This window comes from Streptococcus chosunensis, assembly GCF_003626515.1.
GTDB classification, from domain to species: domain Bacteria; phylum Bacillota; class Bacilli; order Lactobacillales; family Streptococcaceae; genus Streptococcus; species Streptococcus chosunensis.
The window spans coordinates 801920-821806 of record NZ_RBCK01000001.1; the positions used below are offsets into that span (position 1 = coordinate 801920).

The 19887-nt window shown below is 40.5% G+C and carries 17 protein-coding genes, 1 tRNA gene and 1 other RNA gene; 5 read left to right on the top strand and 14 right to left on the bottom strand.

Annotated features, from left to right (window positions below):
- The first annotated feature begins 85 nt into the window (after nt 1-85).
- Nucleotides 86-514: a DUF6556 family protein gene (locus tag D7D54_RS03860; RefSeq protein WP_020902322.1), complete on the top strand. Its 429-nt coding sequence runs from the start codon at nt 86-88 to the stop codon at nt 512-514.
- 44 nt (nt 515-558) lie between these two features.
- On the opposite strand, the gene D7D54_RS03865 is transcribed toward D7D54_RS03860, so the two are convergent.
- Entirely contained in the window at nt 559-2862 is a 2304-nt protein-coding gene (locus tag D7D54_RS03865) for a DNA translocase FtsK (RefSeq protein ID WP_120719026.1), read from the bottom strand.
- Between the two features lie 882 nt (nt 2863-3744).
- Between D7D54_RS03865 and D7D54_RS03875 the strand changes: the two genes are divergently transcribed.
- Complete coding sequence (locus tag D7D54_RS03875) at nt 3745-6066, top strand: hypothetical protein (protein ID WP_084886451.1); 2322 nt, start codon at nt 3745-3747, stop codon at nt 6064-6066.
- Nucleotides 6067-6158: 92 nt separating this feature from the next.
- Here D7D54_RS03875 and D7D54_RS03880 read toward each other — a convergent pair whose 3' ends face one another.
- The 3 genes from D7D54_RS03880 to D7D54_RS03890 are packed head-to-tail and all read right to left on the bottom strand — an operon-like array spanning nt 6159 to nt 9762.
- Entirely contained in the window at nt 6159-8117 is a 1959-nt protein-coding gene (locus tag D7D54_RS03880; RefSeq protein WP_120718850.1) for a fructose-specific PTS transporter subunit EIIC, read from the bottom strand.
- The gene (gene pfkB, locus D7D54_RS03885; RefSeq protein WP_120718851.1) at nt 8114-9025 is read right to left on the bottom strand and encodes a 1-phosphofructokinase; all 912 of its coding nucleotides are present in this window, start codon (nt 9023-9025) and stop codon (nt 8114-8116) included. The genes D7D54_RS03880 and pfkB overlap by 4 nt, the downstream gene beginning before the upstream one ends.
- Nucleotides 9022-9762, bottom strand: a complete 741-nt coding sequence (locus tag D7D54_RS03890; RefSeq protein ID WP_000920651.1) for a DeoR/GlpR family DNA-binding transcription regulator — start codon at nt 9760-9762, stop codon at nt 9022-9024. The genes pfkB and D7D54_RS03890 overlap by 4 nt, the downstream gene beginning before the upstream one ends.
- Before the next feature lie 161 nt (nt 9763-9923).
- Here D7D54_RS03890 and D7D54_RS03895 point away from each other — a divergent pair.
- Nucleotides 9924-10011 (top strand) — tRNA-Ser (locus tag D7D54_RS03895).
- 78 nt (nt 10012-10089) lie between these two features.
- On the opposite strand, the gene D7D54_RS03900 is transcribed toward D7D54_RS03895, so the two are convergent.
- From D7D54_RS03900 to D7D54_RS03920, 5 genes are all read right to left on the bottom strand, one after another.
- Complete coding sequence (locus D7D54_RS03900) at nt 10090-11424, bottom strand: Nramp family divalent metal transporter (RefSeq protein ID WP_000094601.1); 1335 nt, start codon at nt 11422-11424, stop codon at nt 10090-10092.
- Nucleotides 11425-11727: 303 nt separating this feature from the next.
- Nucleotides 11728-12075, bottom strand: a transfer-messenger RNA (tmRNA) gene (ssrA, locus tag D7D54_RS03905).
- A 61-nt stretch (nt 12076-12136) separates the two neighbouring features.
- Complete coding sequence (locus D7D54_RS03910) at nt 12137-12772, bottom strand: SGNH/GDSL hydrolase family protein (protein ID WP_020901886.1); 636 nt, start codon at nt 12770-12772, stop codon at nt 12137-12139.
- A gap of 1 nt (nt 12773) precedes the next feature.
- Nucleotides 12774-13601 (bottom strand): HAD family hydrolase, encoded by an 828-nt coding sequence (locus D7D54_RS03915; RefSeq protein ID WP_020901887.1) that lies wholly within the window; start codon nt 13599-13601, stop codon nt 12774-12776.
- Between the two features lie 21 nt (nt 13602-13622).
- A complete protein-coding gene (locus D7D54_RS03920; RefSeq protein WP_120718852.1) occupies nt 13623-14948 on the bottom strand; it encodes a CapA family protein in 1326 nt (441 codons plus the stop codon).
- A 174-nt stretch (nt 14949-15122) separates the two neighbouring features.
- On the opposite strand from D7D54_RS03920, the gene def reads away from it, so the two are divergent.
- Both def and rlmB read left to right on the top strand, forming a co-directional pair.
- Nucleotides 15123-15734 (top strand): peptide deformylase, encoded by a 612-nt coding sequence (def, locus tag D7D54_RS03925; RefSeq protein WP_120718853.1) that lies wholly within the window; start codon nt 15123-15125, stop codon nt 15732-15734.
- A gap of 44 nt (nt 15735-15778) precedes the next feature.
- A complete protein-coding gene (gene rlmB, locus D7D54_RS03930; RefSeq protein WP_000855742.1) occupies nt 15779-16507 on the top strand; it encodes a 23S rRNA (guanosine(2251)-2'-O)-methyltransferase RlmB in 729 nt (242 codons plus the stop codon).
- A gap of 39 nt (nt 16508-16546) precedes the next feature.
- Here the strand turns inward: rlmB and trxB are convergent, their stop codons facing one another.
- From trxB to D7D54_RS03955, 5 genes are all read right to left on the bottom strand, one after another.
- Nucleotides 16547-17458, bottom strand: a complete 912-nt coding sequence (gene trxB / locus D7D54_RS03935; protein WP_120718854.1) for a thioredoxin-disulfide reductase — start codon at nt 17456-17458, stop codon at nt 16547-16549.
- A 65-nt stretch (nt 17459-17523) separates the two neighbouring features.
- Nucleotides 17524-17748, bottom strand: coding sequence for a DUF4059 family protein (locus tag D7D54_RS03940; protein ID WP_000926599.1), 225 nt, complete (start codon nt 17746-17748; stop codon nt 17524-17526).
- Between the two features lie 77 nt (nt 17749-17825).
- Entirely contained in the window at nt 17826-18569 is a 744-nt protein-coding gene (locus D7D54_RS03945; RefSeq protein ID WP_000590982.1) for an amino acid ABC transporter ATP-binding protein, read from the bottom strand.
- Nucleotides 18569-19369, bottom strand: coding sequence for an amino acid ABC transporter permease (locus D7D54_RS03950; RefSeq protein WP_001103445.1), 801 nt, complete (start codon nt 19367-19369; stop codon nt 18569-18571). The genes D7D54_RS03945 and D7D54_RS03950 overlap by 1 nt, the downstream gene beginning before the upstream one ends.
- A gap of 157 nt (nt 19370-19526) precedes the next feature.
- Nucleotides 19527-19883 (bottom strand): arsenate reductase family protein, encoded by a 357-nt coding sequence (locus D7D54_RS03955; RefSeq protein ID WP_000889092.1) that lies wholly within the window; start codon nt 19881-19883, stop codon nt 19527-19529.
- Nucleotides 19884-19887 lie beyond the last annotated feature (4 nt).

Below are 19887 nucleotides of genomic sequence, written 5' to 3' on the forward strand. Positions count from 1 at the left end.
TGCGACAAGAAAGGGCAATTCCTCTTTTTTTAAGATTTTTTTAAAGAAATGAGGTATAATAAATTTTAATTAAAGGAGAGAATGCATGTCTAATTATCGTAGAACTTCAAAACCAAAAACAGAGCACATCAAAAAAGGCTTTACGGTCTTTCAAAAAACCATTGCTACTATCGGTAGTATCCTTGGCTTGATTACCGCAAGTATCACTATCATGAACGCCTTGGATAATAACAAAAATACTAAAAAAGAACCTACGACAAGCCAGACGACAACAATTGTCAAAGAAATTCAAAAGGAATCCCCTCAGGAAAACACTAGTCCCAATAAGGAAAACAACACTTCTCAAGAAAAAACACAGCAAGAAGAAACGCCAAAATCCAGCGTCAAAGAAGAGAAAAAAGAAGAGCAGAAAACATCAACTCAAGACTCTACTACACCTGCTCCAAGTAAACCTACCACTGAAAATGAAAAACAGTCTAATACTCCAACTTCAGAAAATAAAACTAATCAATAGCCAGTAAAATAGCTTCCTTCCAAATTTGGAAAGAAGCTATTTTTTTATTGTTGCAATACTTTTCTTGGTTTAGTTCCTTCAGCTGGACCAATGACACCTGCCATCTCAAGTTCTTCCATAAGGCGGGTCGCACGGTTAAATCCAACAGACAAACGACGCTGAATCATGGATGCGCTGGCTTTCTGAGTTTCGATTACCAAAGCCTTGGCTTCTTCAAAAAGCGGATCTCCACCAGAATCACCATCTGAAAATTCTCCTTCATTTTCAGAAACCTCACCTGGATCAAAACTCTCATCGTAGTCCGCATCAGCCTGAGCCTTGATGAAGTTTACGATGCGCTCGACATCATCATCCGAGATAAAGGAGCCTTGGAGACGAACTGGATGATTTTCATCAATTGGTTTAAAGAGCATATCTCCACGTCCAAGCAGTTTTTCCGCTCCATTTTCATCCAAAATCGTACGGGAATCTGTTCCTGATGAAACTGCGAAAGCGACACGAGAAGGAACATTGGCCTTGATCAGACCAGAAATGACATCAACGGATGGGCGCTGGGTTGCAAGAATCATGTGGATACCTGCAGCACGCGCCTTCTGTCCGAGACGAATGATAGCATCTTCCACTTCCTTGCTGGCCACCATCATGAGGTCAGCCAACTCATCCACAATCACGACAATGAGCGGTAGCGGAACCTGCTTGTACTCAGACTGGGCATTGAACTCTTCTACCTTGGCATTAAAACCTGCAATATTCCGAACTCCCACCTTGGCAAAGAGTTCATAACGATTTTCCATTTCATCCACGACCTTTTGCAGAGCCTTGCTGGCCTTGCGTGGATTGGTCACAACTGGAATCAAGAGATGAGGAATGTCATTGTAAACAGACAACTCAACCATCTTGGGATCGACCATCATAAATTTAACTTGGTCTGGTCTTGCCTTCATGAGAATGCTAGCTATAATGCCGTTAACAGCTACTGACTTCCCTGAACCCGTTGAACCTGCGACTAGCAAGTGGGGCATTTTAGAAAGGTCAAAAGCTCTTGCGGTGCCATTAACCGCCTTTCCTAAAGGAATTTCCAAGAGATTTTCTGCTTTTGTTTGAGATTGTTCCCATAGTTCGCGGAAAGATACAGTCGCAATCTCAGAGTTGGGTACTTCGATTCCGACTAGGGATTTCCCTGGGATAGGTGCTTCAATCCGGACATCCTTGGCCGCCAAGGCTAGAGCGAGGTCATCTGCGAGATTGGAGATGCGGTTGACCCTTACACCCACTGCTGGCTTGACTTCATACTTGGTCACTGATGGCCCAATTTCGGCCCGTTCAACTGTTACCTTGATACCGAAGCTAGCAAAGGTTTCTTCTAGGATTTTGATGTTTTCACGAACGATTTTCTTTTCTTTAGACTGATCTTTAGGTTTATCTGGGGCAAAGAGTTGTAAGCTTGGAAGTTTGTATTCAAGGGCTTCTTTGGCTGAAAAATCTACCTGAACATCTTCATCATCTGAACCATCTTCCTGTTCAGGGAATTCATGTTCAGCTTGAGGCAGGATGATCTCTGGTTCTACCCACTCTTCTTCTGGAACAGGTGGAACGTCAAGCACAACATCTGCTGTCAGAATTTCACCCGTTTCCATATCAACAGGAGGCATATCGAGTAAGGCTTTTTCAGACTCTTCTTTTTCTAATCTAGCCTCTTGCTCAGCCTTTTGACGAGCTTTTTCTTCTTGTTTGACAAAGCGTTCCTCTTTTCGACGCTCATGCCCTTCTCGCCATTTAGCAAAGCCTTTACTGCAAAATTCAGCAATATCGTAAACAGACCAAGGACTGACTAGGAGAGCACCCACTAAAATCAAGATCGAACCAATAAAGTAAGTACCGATATTTGAGAAGAGAAAGGCTGTTGGCACATAGAGTCCAACACCAATCAAGCCTCCACCAGCAAAACTGGTTGTTCGAAAACCAGTCAGATCAGTCACAACCTGAGCCATGGTCCCTTTTAATACCGACTTATCCAAACCATATTTCCAAACTAAGTAGGCCTCAAAAATCAAGAGCAAACCTGCAAATATGGTGAAAAAGCCAGATAGGAGCCCTTCCTGTTTTCGTATCCACTTGAAAAAGAAGAGGTAGAGCAGGATACCAAATATTGCCAGATAAGCTAGGCTACCCACCAGCAAGCGAATTAAATTGTAAAGGGTTATACCTGCAGCCCCTAATTTAAAGGCTGCGAAAATCAATAAAAGGGCGATTCCCAACGAAATCAACATTCGTTGAATCGCTTCTTTTCTTTCGAGTTCTGCTTTAGACGGTCTCCGTCTTGTTTTACTTGTATTCTTGTTTACCATTCTTCTATTATACCATATTTCACAGGCATTTCGGAAAAGGTCAGTATTCTCCTTGGATAGTTCAGTATTAAGAGATTCAAATAAAATTTTCTTATCCATAGTTTCCATCTCTAAGCAATTTCAGAACATCTTTTTGATAACCTTTATGATCCAGCTGACTGTTCATCAAAAAAGAAGATATGCAAAATTTTGAAATTTTGATATAATAAAACTATCAAAAAGTAAAGGAATGATTGGTATGAACGCAATCACAGCTCACAGCTCACAGCTCACAGCTCACAGCTCACAGCTCACAGCTCACAGCTCACAGCTCACAGCTCACAGCTCACAGCTCACAGCTCACAGCTCACAGCTCACAGCTCACAGCTCACAGCTCACAGCTCACAGCTCACAGCTCACAGCTCACAGCTCACAGCTCACAGCTCACAGCTCACAGCTCACAGCTCACAGCTCACAGCTCACAGCTCACAGCTCACAGCTCACAGCTCACAGCTCACAGCTCACAGCTCACAGCTCACAGCTCACAGCTCACAGCTCACAGCTCACAGCTCACAGCTCACAGCTCACAGCTCACAGCTCACAGCTCACAGCTCACAGCTCACAGCTCACAGCTCACAGCTCACAGCTCACAGCTCACAGCTCACAGCTCACAGCTCACAGCTCACAGCTCACAGCTCACAGCTCACAGCTCACAGCTCACAGCTCACAGCTCACAGCTCACAGCTCACAGCTCACAGCTCACAGCTCACAGCTCACAGCTCACGCTGATTATGTAATCAAGCGTATTTTTTGTCAAGCCCTAAAACAGACTTTTTCACATTTTTGTGAGAAGGTCTTTTCTGTTGTTTCTCAACTCAATGAGTTGATTGTTGGAGGTGTAAAATGGCTCCTCTAGCTATTGATAGAAGTTGGCAATCTGGAAATGAAAGAGCTGACAATTTATTTTTCTGGAGAAATTTCGGTTTTGATGAAAAAGATATTTTAATCGAAAATACTGATGGTATCATTAACGGAGCTCTGTTTGAATTTAAAAATAGCATTGCTGATCTTAATGCTGTGCTTGTTCAAGCTATCCACTATCTGTCTAAATTAAGGATAAAAGGTGGTATTCCTATACCAAGCAAAATCGTTTTAGTTGATATTAATAAAAATCGTGCTAGTGTTTATGATGCAACTCAATATCGTTTAGAAATTTTACAAAATTATACGAATAGTGCATCAAAAAATGTAAATCAGACCACTTTAAAAAATGCTACTAATCCTGAAAAAGTAATTGAATTTGATGTTCTTCAACCAAAAAGCCCTAAAAATCGTGAATTGTGTGAATTATTCCAAATAGACGAGTATCAAAAGTTTGAAATTGATTTTCCAAACATTTTAGGGTGGGCGAACTATATATACCGTCACGATAAAACAACAACAAAATCTCAAATGTTTGAGATGCTCAAACAACCATCTAATTCAATAGTCGAAAACTATATCTTACCTTGGTGTGGAGACGAAAGCGATTTTGACACCGTGATGGACGCATTAAATGACCCCGCAAATAGAAAAGATTTAGGAGCATTTTATACACCACTACCTTATGTTAAAGAAGCAACTAAACTTGTTCGTCAAGCTATTAGCAATCTCCCTAAAGGCATGGACTATGTTATTTTGGACAGATGTGCTGGTACAGGAGCATTAGAGCATTATTTAACCGAAGAAGAGTTAAGCCATGTTATCTTGAATACTTATGAAATAAAAGAATGGCTTGTTTTGTATAACAAATATATTGGGAAGGTACGGGCTATCATACCACCACTTTCAATGGTACAAGAAAACAAGGGGAACTTAGTAACAGGTGGGGATGCTTTAGCAGAAGAGTTTTTATCAATTCCAATGGAAACAGATGGAAAACATAATACATTACAAGAAGTCATAGATGACAAAAATGTTGCGATTATTGGTTTTGAAAATCCCCCTTATTCTAGCGAATTAGCCCGTGCTCAAGAAGGAAATGTTAAATCGATAGATAAATTTAGCTATATAAGGAAATTGATGTCCGATGAATTTGTTGGTGATAGTAACCATGCAAAAGATTTGCTAAATCAATTCGTTTGGTCTTTTGAAAAATACTTTATGAGAGATGAAAACGACTATTATATTTTATTTGCTCCTGTTAAGTATTGGAAATCAGTTGGTCTAATGCAAAAAATCTTTATTAATGGTTTTCTAGCAAACAGAGGGAACTTTAAAGCACAAGAAAGTTCCGTTTTGGTAGCACTTTGGAAAAACGATCAAGATAACGAAACTGAAAGTATTACTGTAACTGCTAAAGAAATATGGAGAGATAATAAAAAATGGGGAACTGGGAAAGGAGCAGCAGTCATTGATGTACCTGAGGATGCTATTCTTAAAGATGTGAAGCATGTCACTATAAAAAAAGTATACAAAACGCTAGGAGAATACTATTCTAAAAAGTTAAAAACAGATGTGTTATCTAAAATTGCTACTGGCTACGATGGTAAAGAAGTGCCATTAAAAAGCTATGGAAAACCTGTTTATAATGACAATATTTTAGCGGTTATAGAAGCCAGTGGTTTTGGTACTACTCCGCAGGACATAAGAATGACTAGAATTGCTATTTATCATGGACGAGGTAGTCAAGTTAGAACAAATAATTACGCAGAGCAAACTGCTTTGTTTGTTGCCAAGCAATACCCTCAAAAAAACTGGTATGAAAGGGATATTTACTATACAACTGCTGATAAAGGGGATTTGTATACAGAGGATACAGATTTTCTTAGAAAAGCTACATTATGGACTTGTATCTCTCAAAAAAATCATTGTTTGAGCTTTGATGGTTCTGATGGAAAGTTTTATAGTAACGAAATGTGCCTAGATAAGAACTCTCTAGTTCGTAAAGAATTGATCGAACAAGAAAAATATGGAAAACTTGATAGAGCTGACTTAATGTTGCTAGGTGTCTTCGATGAATTACTTGAACTAGCTAAAAATACTCAAGAATATAATCCAAAATACAATTATGGTACTTATCAAATTGAATTGGACATAAATACATCATACAAAGATGGTAATGATAAAAAGATATTCAACAATGAAAAAGTTAACACTAAACTAAAAGAACTTAAAACAAGGTTAGCTGAATACTACGAAAATGAGCTTGAAAGTAAATTATTTGAGTATGAACTATTGAAATAGTGAGAAGACGATTTCCAAACGGAAATCGTCTTTTTCGATATTGTTGAAATACTACATTTTGTGGTTGGTTTAAACTGGTATATAGTTCCCTTTTATTTAACTGTTTGTGGTTTGCGTAGGTAACCATAAACCACACCACTTACGATTGCTCCTACCAAGACAGAGACAAGGTAAAGAAGGGCATTTGAAGTAAGGGCGATGACGAAGATTCCTCCGTGTGGCGCCATGAGTTTGATTCCAGCAAGACCAACGAGTCCGCCTGCTACTGCTGAACCAAGGATGAAGCTTGGGATCGCACGAGCTGGGTCAGCGGCACCAAATGGAATCGCTCCCTCAGTGATAAATGACAATCCCATGATGATGTTTGTCAAACCAGAGTTGCGTTCTTCCTTAGTGAATTTATCTTTGAAAAGAAGAGTTGCAACAAAGATAGCAAGTGGTGGAACCATTCCTCCAGCCATAACTGCTGCCATAGCCACAGAACCACCTGAAGAAACAGTCGCTGCAAGCGTACCTGTACCAAAGACATAGGCAGCTTTGTTAACTGGTCCACCCATGTCAACAGCCATCATTCCTCCAAGAACGATACCAAGAAGGGCAGCTGAACCTCCTCCAAGACCGCCTAGAAAGTCATTCATGGCAGTGTTGATTGCCACCATTGGGATATTCACAGCTAGCATGACAAATCCAGTCAAGATTGTTCCAAGAAGTGGCAAGAGAAGGATTGATTTTGCACCTTCAAGTGAACGAGGAACTTTAACGTATTTCTTGATAGCAAGAACCAAAGCACCTGCGATAAATCCACCAACAAGGGCACCTAGGAAACCAGATGAGACACCTGCAAGAGTTGAAGTTGCTTCACCACCTGCAGCATAAGGGATTTTACCAAAGGCAAAACCTTCTTTGGCAATAGCGCCAGCCACGAAACCTGCTACTAAGCCTGGTTTTTCAGCGATAGAGTAGGCAACATAACCTGCAAAGACTGGGAGCATCAAGCCAAAGGCTGCACCACCAATTTTCATGAACATAGAAGCTAGTTCATGGTAGGAACCAAGATTACCAAGATTTTCATTTGGCACACCCAAAGCACCGTCAATCAAGAAGGCAAGGGCAATCATGATACCACCACCAATAACAAATGGCAACATTTGCGATACACCACTCATCAAGTGTTTGTAGAAGGCACCACCAAGGCTTTGTTTTTCGTTAGAGGCTGTTGCAGCTTTTACACCATTAGCGGCACAGTAAACTTCAGCATCTCCTGATAGAGCCAAGTTAATCAATTCTTCCGTTTTACGGATACCGTCAGCCACTGGACGATTGATCAAAGGTTTGCCATCAAAACGATCCAGCTCAACAGCCTTGTCTGCTGCGATGATAACAGCTTTAGCCTTGCGGATGTCTTCAGCAGTTAGTTGGTTTCCAACGCCGCTAGCACCGTTGGTTTCAACCTTGATCCCAACACCCATTTCAGCAGCCACTTTTTGAAGGGCTTCTTGGGCCATGTAAGTGTGGGCAATACCTGTCGTACAAGCTGTAACAGCTACGATAAAGTCACCCGAGTTATTAGCAGGTACTTGAACAGGCTCTTCAGTTTTTTCTGAAGCTTGGTTAAAAAGTTCGATAACTTGGTCAGCTGATATTGCTTGACGAAGTTTATCAGCAAAACCGTCTTTCATCAAGTATTGGGACAATTCTGCCAAGGCTGCTAAGTGAGTATCATTGGCACCTTCTGGAGCCGCAATCATGAAGAAGAGGTCTGTTGGTTGCCCATCCAAGCTCTCGTAGTCAACACCCTTGTTTGACTTAGCAAAGAGAACAGTCGCCTCTTTGACAGCAGCGTTTTTGCTGTGAGGCATAGCGATTCCGTCACCCAAGCCTGTAGAAGTCAAAGCTTCACGCGCCAAGATTCCTTCTTTAAAGGTTTCAAAATCTGTCACATAACCGTGGTCTGTCAAACTTTTAATCATCTCGTCGATGACAGCTGTTTTTTCAGTCTCCTGCAAATCCAGCAACATAACATCTTTTCTCAATAGGTCTTGAATTTTCATCTTTTTTCTACCTCAACTTTTTCATATGTTTCTTTAATAAATTCTGCCGTTGCCAAATCATCTGAGAAGGTAGTTGCTGTTCCACAAGCAACTCCCCATTTGAAGGCTTCTACTGCGTCTTTTGATTTGACAAATTCACCTGTGAATCCGGCAACCATAGAATCACCAGCACCAACTGAATTTTTGACTGTCCCTTTGATTGGTTGAGCAAAGTATGCTCCCTCAGATGTGACAAGAAGGGCACCATCACCAGCCATAGAGATAATGACGTTTTGAGCACCTTTAGCCAATAACTCACGAGCGTATTTCTCGATTTGATCCAAACTTTCGAGTTTCACTCCAAAGATAGCTCCAAGCTCGTGATTATTTGGTTTGACCAAAAGTGGTTGATAGTCCAAACTATCAATCAAGGTCTGTCCTTCAAAGTCACAAACGACTTGCGCACCAGTCTGGCGTGTCAAGGCAATTAGATCCTTGTAGATGGCATTGCCTAGATTTTTAGTACTTGAACCTGCAAAGACAACTATATCTTCTGCTGTCAGACTAAATAAAATAGCTTTCAATTCTTCTAGCTGATCCGGCTCAACAGTTGGACCAGTCCCATTGATTTCTGTCTCTTGGTCTGCTTTGATTTTAACATTGATACGAGTATCTTCTGATACTTGGACAAAACGTGTCTCGATTTCTTCCTCTGCTAAAGTATCTGTGATAAATTTACCAGTAAAGCCTCCGATAAATCCCGTCGCAGTATTGGGTATATCCAAACGTTTCAAAACACGACTGACATTGATTCCTTTCCCTCCAGCAAACTTATCATCACTGTCCATACGATTGACACTACCGACTTGGACTTGGTCCAAACGAACGATATAATCAATAGATGGATTGAGTGTGACTGTATAAATCATACTTCTATTACCTCCGTTTTCTCCTTAATAGCCTGCAAGAGCTCATGCCCTTGACTTGTGATAACAATAGCTCGTTTGAGTGGTGCTACCTTGGCAAAGCAAGTTTGTCCAATTTTAGACGAATCCACCAAGACATAGGTCTGTTTGGCATTTTCTAAAATAGCACGCTTCACAGCTCCCTCTTCCATATCAGGAGTCGTATAATAACCATCGTCCACACCATTCATCCCGATAAAGGCACGGTCAAAGTGCAATTGGTTAATCTGGTTAAGAGCAACGCCCCCGATACTAGCATCTGTCGCCATCTTGACACTTCCTCCAACCATGACAGTTGGAATCTGCTTTTCAACCAACTGAGCGGCATGGTGAATCGAATTTGTCACAACAGTAATATTCTTATTAACCAATTCATGAATCAAAAAAGCAGTTGTTGTTCCAGCATCGATAAAGATGACATCTTGTTCCTTGATGAGAGAGGCTGCCTTCTGAGCCAGCAACTTCTTTTCTTGAAGGTTTTTGACAGATTTTTCTTGAATGGTTTCTTCTTCCTGCAAGGAATGGGGCAATTCTGCTCCACCATGCACGCGACGAAGCTTGTTTTCCGCTTCCAACTCATCCAAATCTCTTCGAACCGTTGATTCTGACGTTTCTAACAAACTAACTAATTTTTCTAGAGAAACTACATGATGTTGATTTAACTCCTCTAAAATCAGTTGCTTCCGCTCTGTTTTTAACACTGAATCACCTCCTGTTATCGTTTACACTATTCATTCTATCACACTTTCTTTCAAAGTCAAGCGCTTTTTGTCATTTTCTTTCAAAATCTATCATTTTTCTTATTTCCAAAATTTTTATTGCAAGATAAGAGCCTTTATGGTAGACTATTTGAGTAAGTATTGGAAGATTACTCAAGAGGCTTAAGAGGCCGTGTTGGAAACGCGGTAGGCGTGTAACAGCGTGCGTGGGTTCGAATCCCATGTCTTCCGTTTATTTTAAAAAAGATACCCAAGAAATCTTGGGTATCTTTTTTCTTATATGCTTGTTTTATAACTCGGGTGAATTTCTTAGAAAATATCAAATAACAATTTCACATTGAGAATTGTTAAGATAATGGAAACGATATAGCCAAGGATGGTATTCCATTTGGCATTGGTAAATTCTCCCATCAGTGATTTCTTAGAAGTTAGATAAATCAGTGGGAAGATTGAAAATGGAAGAGCAATCGAAAGAAAGACTTGTGAATAAACCAATAACTGATCTAATGTTTTTTCCTGATGACCAAACAGAACCGCTACAATCATGACAGGCAACAAGGCAAAGAGACGAGTTGCCAAACGAATGAACCATTGAGGTAATCTCATATGCAAGAAACCTTCCATAACGATTTGTCCAGTCAAGGTACCCGTAATTGTCGAATTTTGACCACTGGCTAATAAAGCCAAGGCAAACAAGGTTGATAAGGTCGAGCTAGCTATAGCTCCTGCAATAGTAGAATCCTGCAAGGCATTATACATTTGAGAGAAGGCAGAAATCTCAGATGCATGGCCGAAAAAGAGAGCCGCCCCGAGAATTAATAGAAGGGAGTTAACCACAAAGGCCAAGGATAATTGGAGATTTGAATCCCAGGTCATAAAGCGCACGGCTTTTCGAACATCATTCTTGTCCTTGTGATTGATTTTCCGAGTTTGTGACAAGGAAGAATGCAAATAGAGGTTATGGGGCATAACCGTTGCTCCCACGATCCCTAGTGCCAAGGTTAATTGACTTTCATGCCCTGGCAAGGGACTTTCAAATAAGGTTGCATTCGGTAGATAACCCTCAACGATTCCTTGGAAGCTTGGATGTGACAAAGCTACCAGATAGGTAAAAATTGCTAGAATGGTTAAAATCAGTGTTGTCACAATAGCTTCAATCTTCTTAAAGCCAAATTTCATCAGAAGCAATAAGAGAAAAACATCCAACACGGTCAAGAGAATTGCTATCATAATCGGAATCTTAAAGAGAAGATTGAGAGCAATCGCTGAACCTAGAACTTCTGCCAGATCTGTCGCCATCAAGGCTAATTCTAAAATCACCCATAGACTATAACGAAGCCATTTAGGTGAATGATGAGCCGTTGCTTGAGCCAGGTCCATCTGGGTTACAATACCAAGCTTTCCTGCCATCTGCTGAAGTTGCATGGCAATGAGAGATGAAATCAAGATAACAAACAAGAGACTATACTTATAGGAAGCACCACCGACTACACTGGTAATCCAGTTTCCTGGATCCATATAACCAACTGCGACAAGAGCACCCGGACCTAAAAAGGCATTTAAATTTTGCCAGAAATGATTGTTATTTGGAGTATCGATAGATTGATTAATCTCAGAGAGTGACACTTTTTTATGAGAAGACATAGATACTTACCTCTTTCTAAACCTACTTTTTCATTATTTTCTATTAGAGAAAAATAAGATTGACTTTAAACTATTAAAACAATGAAAACTATATGAAAAACATTTAGTTTTTTCATTATTTTTCTTAAGGCACCTTAATTATAACAGAAAATATGATAAAAACTTAAGAAAATTCAGGACTTGATTTAATATTTAGGATACAACAAAATGTTGTATTCTTTTTTGCAAAGGAATACCAAAGACAAAAACAAAAAACGTTGATTAACAACGTTTTACCAAGGAATGCAAAAGAATGCAAAGGAATAATGGAGCCGGTGGGAGTCGAACCCACGTCCAAACACCTGCCAACATATTTGTCTACAACCATAGGTTATGTATTAGTTTAACAGTCCCTCGACACATAACTCAAGCCTAGAAACTGCGAGTCTATCAATCTCTTATCAAGCCGCTAGACAAGACTTGATCGTATCTCGCTAATAATAAGACCTGTCATTGAACACGAGCAATCCAAATCGGGTCACGCCTGCTGGTTTTTAGGCAGCTAGAGCGTAAGAAGTATTATTTTTTGCAGTTATATTTAACTGAGCGTTTACGTCGCCACACGAGTCGCAAAATATGCCTCATAATGCCTGTCGAATCCGTAACGACCCCAAAAGACAGTAAAACCATTATACCTTATCTAACACAAAAATGCAAAAAGGAAATCAACTAACTACAAAAGATAGTCTTTCAAAGCTTTGGTCAAAACCTGATAACCGGGAACACTAAGGTGCAACCCATCAGTTGTATAATCTTTTTTGAGTTGACCTGCCTTGTCTGTCAAACTATCAAAAACTGGCACAAATTCTACCTGCATATAGGCAGAAGTAAGCTCTTGATAGGCTTGATTCCATTTCTGAATTTTTCCATTCGTGCGGATATAGACTGTCTGCTTATACTCCTCTCCCTCATTGACTGGCAAAATAGAAAGCAGTTTAATCTCAGTCAATGGATAATCGCGAGCAATGGATTGTATGATAGCTTCGAGATTATTGAGAGCCTCATTCACAGGCACATCTTTTCCGATATCATTTGTCCCAATCAAAAGGACAATTTTATCTACTGCTCCACCATAAAGATGCGCATCTAGATTCTCTAGTAACAGCCCTGTCTGATAACCTCGAATGCCTCGATTGACAATCGTCTTCGAAGTCCCAAATAGTTCCTGCAGAGGAAAATATTCGACAATGGAATCCCCAATAAAAAGAATGTCTGGCTCTACAACAGAAACCTGATTTAAGTGACGATACTTGGTTTGGATTTTCCCCTGTTCCTTTAGGAGCCAATTTTCTAATAACTGTACTGCCACTTCATTCTCCTTTTTCTAACCAGTTTTCCAAGACTTGGTAAACTCCTCCTTGGCTATTGGCTGGCGCTAGAGCAGTCGCCACAGCTTTGGCTTTATCATCAGCATTTTCCATCGCATAAGCAATTCCAGCCATATCAAGCATTTCAACATCATTTTCACTGTCACCAAAAGCCATGATTTGTTGGGGATTCAAGTCCCAGCGCTTGAGTAATTCTTCCAAGCCCCATGCTTTATGAATTCCAGCTTGAAGGATATCAATGCAACCATAGCCACTCGATACAGCCCGAACGCGGCCATCAAAGAGGTCATTGATTTCTTCCAAAACCGAACTCAAACGTTCCTCACCAACAACCATACTCATCTTGAGAACACCACCAAAGAGGTCAGAGGTTAATTCATCCACAAATTGCATCCGCTGGTAGAATTTTTCAATCATTTCTGGAGTCATAAAACTTTCAAGGTCTGTAAAAATCGTACCTTCTTTGACGAAACCACCCTTCATCCCCGTTACAACAAACTGATCCTGACACGATCGACCCTCGAAATAAGCCAAGGCCTTATCGACAATGACATCATCCCAAGTCTGAGCCTGAATCAGTTCATTGTTTTCAAAAATACGAGCACCGTTGGCAACCACCAGAACCACTCGATCCACCAAGTGCTCCAGTAGTTGCCTCATGCGATGAATTTCATTCCCTGTCGCAATGACAAAACGAATGCCCCTTTGATCCAACTGATCTAAAATCTTTTCCAAGCGTGGAAGATCAAGCTGGCCTCTAGCATCCAGCAAGGTCCCATCCATATCGGTCGCAATTACTTTAATCGTCATTTACTTTCCTCTGAATTCAAGTTAATCCCACTTCAACCCTACATGTTCATTCATTTCTTTATAGGCTGCATCAATTCGTTCCTTAGTCGCTTCATCTAACTGATCACGATGACTGCCACCCTCGATAAAATCTTCTAAGATATAGGTTTGATAATGATATAGGGGATATCCTTCTGGTGAAAAGGTTCCCTTTGGTGTTCGATTGACCCAAGTTGGATGAGCTTTAGCTGTGTCAATAGTTGTTTGTCCATCTTTTTTCTTGACAGTTACATCCATAAGAACACCACGCTCTGTCCACTTAGCATTGTCTACACCAGTCATTGTTTCAATACGTTGGTTAGAAATGAAGTTCCCCATTGAATAGATAATGAGTTTCTTGTCTCCATCTTTTTCAACAATCTCAGATGGTTCAACTACGTGTGGATGGCCTCCAAAGATAATATCCGCTCCCCATTCAATCATCTTGTGGTATAAAGCCTTTTGCTCTTCAGTCGGTTCTATGCGATACTCAACACCCATCTGAGGCATGATAACAGTAATGTCCGCTTCCTTCTCTGCACGCTCAATTTCAGCCTTCATCTTATCTTCGTTTAGGTCTGAAAGATAGCGATTATAATCTTCTTGAGAAATACTTTGCTCAATTCCATTAAATCCATAAGAATAAGCCAAAAGTGCAACCTTGATACCGTTCACTTCCTTGATAACGAGTGGAGCTTGATCACGTGACTCGTGCGTATAAACTCCAATAGGTGTCATTCCTGCCTTTTCAATAGAATCTGCTGTTGAAATAACTCCTTCAATTTGCGAATCTAAAATATGATTATGGGCTAAATCTAAAACATGATACCCAGCATCTTTAATAGCATCCATTACTTGACCAGGAGCATTAAATAAAGGATACCCCGCTAAATAATGATCTTTATTAATAGTTCCTTCAAAATCACCTATGGCCAAATCAGCCTGTTTGAGCCAAGGTTTAACATACTCAAAATTCTCATGAAAATCATAGCTGCCATCTTCCTTTTTAGCTGACATATAGATAATATCATGGTAAAGTAAATCTCCATGGGCCATAATACGAGCACTTGTTTCTTCTTCCTGATCTTTAGATTTTTGATTTGTCTTATTTGCTTCTTTAGAAATGGCATCCTTTTTTTGACTGGTCAAGGGGATTCCTTGGAAACTTTCAAACAGCAAGACCAAGCCCATTGATAAAGCAACTGCTAGCAAGAGTATCGCAACAAATCCCTTATTGCTCCACTTTCGATAACTCCTAAAAAAGTTTACAAAACTCCTCATAAAACGAAAAACTGGTCCACGTTTATGTCTATCTTGTCTTCTTTGCATCTTTATTCTCCCTACTTTCTAATGCAAGCCTTTTCTTTTTATTATATCATAGATAAGTAATTCTTTCACAATTGAATTGAATCTACTAGGCATTTTCTATAAAAGCTCGATGCCGTAATGCTTTCAATCCTTGTCATTTTGTGATATCATGTAGAGGTAATGAAAGGAGAGAAAATGTCTGCAATAGAACGTATTACAAAAGCTGCTCACTTAATTGATATGAACGATATTATCCGCGAGGGGAACCCAACTCTACGCGCGGTTGCTGAGGAAGTCACTTTTCCCTTGTCTGACCAAGAAATCATCCTTGGCGAAAAGATGATGCAATTCCTTAAACATTCCCAAGATCCTGTCATGGCTGAAAAAATGGGGTTACGCGGTGGGGTTGGACTTGCTGCTCCTCAATTAGATATCTCAAAACGCGTTATCGCTGTTTTGGTACCAAACATTGTTGAAGAAGGTGAAACTCCGCAGGAAGCCTACGACTTACAAGCCATTATGTACAATCCAAAAATCGTCTCTCACTCTGTTCAAGACGCTGCTCTTGGCGAAGGAGAAGGTTGCCTCTCTGTTGACCGCAATGTGCCTGGCTATGTTGTTCGCCATGCTCGCGTTACTGTTGACTACTTTGACAAGGACGGCGAAAAACACCGTATCAAGCTCAAAGGCTACAACTCCATCGTTGTTCAGCATGAAATTGACCACATCAACGGAATCATGTTTTACGACCGTATCAATGAAAAAGACCCATTTGCAGTTAAAGATGGTTTACTAATTCTAGAATAAAGAAAATCCCGTTGCAAGACGGGGTTTTGTGTTATAATAGAGGCATGAAAACAAATGATATTGTCTATGGCGTCCACGCCGTTACCGAAGCCCTCCTTGCAAACACAGGAAACAAACTTTATCTCCAAGAAGATCTCCGAGGTAAGAACGTTGAGAAAGTCAAGGAACTGGCTACAGAAAAGAAGGTCTCCATTTCTTGGACTTCAAAAAAATCCCTCTCTGAGATGACTGAAGGTGCTGTCCACCAAGGTTTTGTTCTACGAGTATCTGAATTTGCCTATAGCGAGCTAGATCACATTCTTGCCAAAACACGCCAAGAAGAAAATCCTTTGCTTTTGATTCTGGACGGGTTAACTGATCCTCACAACTTAGGTTCCATCTTAAGAACCGCTGATGCGACCAATGTTTCCGGAGTCATCATTCCCAAGCACCGTGCTGTCGGAGTTACTCCTGTCGTTGCTAAAACAGCAACAGGTGCTATTGAGCACGTTCCAATTGCTCGAGTAACCAACCTGAGCCAAACTCTGGACAAACTCAAGGATGAAGGATTCTGGACCTTTGGAACGGATATGAATGGGACTCCTTGCCACAAGTGGAATACAAAAGGGAAAATCGCCCTCATCATCGGAAATGAAGGAAAAGGCATCTCTAGCAACATCAAAAAACAGGTTGATGAGATGATTACCATTCCGATGAATGGACATGTTCAAAGTCTCAATGCCAGTGTTGCTGCAGCCATTCTCATGTACGAAGTTTTCCGAAATAGACTATAAAAAAAGTTTCCAGTCATCTGATTGGAAACTTTTTTATGATTAACTATGTTCGGTGATAAACTTATAAGCTTCTTGACCAGCGATAGCTCCATCTCCAACTGCTGTTGTTACTTGGCGGAGGTCTTTCAAGCGAACATCTCCAACTGCAAAGATACCGTCAACTGCAGTTTTCATGTGGTTATCTGTCACAATCCATCCAGCCTGATCTTGGATATTCAATTCTTTAACAAAATCGCTAAGAGGGTCCAATCCAACATAGATAAAGACACCACCAAAGGCTTGTTCTGTCACTTGACCTGTTTTCACATTTTCAAATACGACAGATTCTACTCGGTTTTCACCCTTTATTTCCTTCACTACAGAATCCCAGATAAAGCTGATTTTCTCATTCGTAAAGGCGCGGTCTTGTAAAACTTTTTGGGCACGAAGTTGGTCACGACGGTGAACAATGGTAACAGTCTTAGCAAAACGAGTCAAGAAGAGGGCTTCTTCAACAGCAGAATCTCCACCACCGACTACCAACAAATCTTGGTCACGGAAGAAAGCACCATCACACACGGCACAGTAAGAAACACCACGACTGTTCAGTTCTTCTTCTCCAGGTACTCCCAAAGGACGGTGTTTAGAACCAGTTGCTACGATAACTGTACGTGTTTCATATGTTTGGTCATCGGTCAGCACTGTTTTAAAATCACCATGGTCCTCTACATTTTCAACATAACCATAAATGTGCTCAACACCAAGATTTTCAAGCGGTTCAAACATTTTTTCTGCCAATTCTGGCCCACTAATATTAGCGTATCCTGGGTAATTTTCAATATCAGATGTATTATTCATCTGACCACCTGGCAGACCACCTTCAATCAAGGCTACTTTCAAATTGCTTCGAGCAGCATACAAGGCTGCAGTCATCCCTGCAGGTCCAGCACCGATAATAATAGTATCGTACATATAGTTTCCTTCTTTCTTGTTGTAACTATCTTTATTCTAACTCTTTCTTGTCAATCACGCAAGGATTATGCCTTGAAAACAAGAATTAAACTCATAACCGCAAAGGATAATACTGGAACAACCAAGACCCCAATCATAATCATATCATAGAGATGGGCTTGGCGAGCCTTGGCTGTCTTATCAACTCCCGACATGGCTCTCAGTCCAATCCAAATCCCTAAAAAAATCAGGACGAGGATGGTAGTCAAGATCAAACTCTCGAAATATAAAGAAAATAGTTGCAGTAGCATGATTTCTCTCATTTCTATCTTTTTTAAAGAGTAAACTCAGCTAGTCCAGCTAACTGAGTTTTCCTTTATCTATTATATCAAATATAAGTCCGTTTGTAACTAGCGAAGAATTCTTTTGTCCGCTCTTCTTTAGGATGGTGGATAATCTCATCCGGTGTTCCAGACTCGATGATTTTCCCCTTATCTAAGAAGAGAATCTTATCAGCCACTTGGGCTACAAAGGACATATCATGACTAACCAAAATCATAGTTTGACCTGACTTAGCAGCATCTGCAATAGATTTTTCTACTTCACCAACCAATTCTGGGTCAAGGGCTGAAGTTGGTTCGTCTAAGAGCAAGACATCTGGTTTCATAGCAAGCGCACGCGCTAAGGCAACCCGCTGCTTCTGTCCACCTGATAAATGACGAGGATAATGGTTTTCACGGTCTGAAAGCCCAACCTTAGCCAACTCTTCCTTGGCAATCTTGGTTGCTTCTTGGTCGGATAATTTCTTGACAACAACCAAGCCTTCTTTCACATTATCAAGTGCTGTTCGGCGTTCAAACAAATTAAACTGTTGGAAAACCATAGACAACTTACGGCGTAGGGCAAGGATTTCTTCTTGAGTGATTTTAGAAAAATCAACTGAGAAATCATCAATCTGAATAGAGCCACTGTCAGGTGTTTCAAGATAATTGAGACTACGAAGGAAGGTTGATTTTCCAGCTCCTGAAGAACCAATCAAGGCTACAACTTCCCCTTTTTGAATATCCAAGTTCAGATGATCCAAGACAGTCTGTCCTGAAAAGGATTTGCTTAAATTCGAAATCTTAATCATTAACGAAGGTCTCCTTTCACATCTGTTTGCACTGTATCGGGTGCAGAAATAGCCATTTTTCTCTCGATGAAACGACCAAGGCTTTCAATTCCGATATTGACTACCCAATAAACAAGGGCAACGGAGATAAAGCGTTCAAAGTAGCGGTAATCAGCTCCACCCAAAATCTGAGCTTGGGCAAAGACTTCCACAACACCCGCACTAAAGGCTAGAGAAGTTCCTTTGGTCAAGCCGATTAGGGAATTGATTAAGGTTGGAGTCGCCACAACGGCCGCATTTGGAATAATCACGCGACGATAAACTTGCGCTCGGGTCATCCCCAGACTGCGTGCCGCCTCAATCTCACCAGGATTGACTGAGAGAATGGCTGCACGAATGGTTTCACTAGCATAAGCTGCTTCATTAAAGGCAAAGGCGACAATTGCAAAAGCAGCGGCTGGAATCGCATTGATATTGAAACCAGTTCCCCATTGCTGATTGAGAGCTTTCAAAGCCAAAGGAATTCCGTAGTAGGTCAACATGAGTTGCACCAAAATCGGTGTCCCTTTTAAGAAGCTAACAAAGAAGGCCTGCAAGGGGTATAAAATTTTGACACGATTGATCTTCACAATGGCAAAAAGAAGCGCCAAAACCAAGCCAAAAAGAGCACCACCAATGGTCAACATAATCGTTATTGGAAGTTGTTGGACAATTCTCGGGATTCCATCAAAGACCGAACGCAAGCTAAAAAGCTTGCCATCCGGAATCAATTGCATCAAGTTTTGGTACCAATCTGATGCTAAAATCGTTGTAACATTCATAAAAACATCCTCTCCTGATAATGATTCATTCTACCATACTTCTGCCGTCAATGAAATTATTTGCTACGGTCAGATACAGACTTTGTCTACCTACTAGTTTATCATACTTTGAAACAGGGAGGTTATATATTTTATCTATCAAAGAGATAGATAAAAACTATTTCAATCCCAATTCTTCATAAGGTTTTCGATAACCGATTTGCTTAACAGTTCCATTTTCTACTAAAATGGGTCGTTTTAACAACATACCGTCACTTGCTAGCAACTCAGCTGCTTCTTGGTTTGACAGGCTTCCTACCTTATCTTTCAGCCCCAATTCACGGTATTTGATTCCACTGGTGTTGAAAAATTGCTTCAACTCAAAACCTGAGGTTTCTAGCCAATTTAAAATGACTTCTTGGCTAGGTGTTTCTTCGACGATATGGACAGCTTTATAGTCCACACCGAGTTGGTTTAATTCTTGTTTTGCTTTTTTACAAGTTGAACATTTTGGATATTCGATAAATTCTAACATGTCT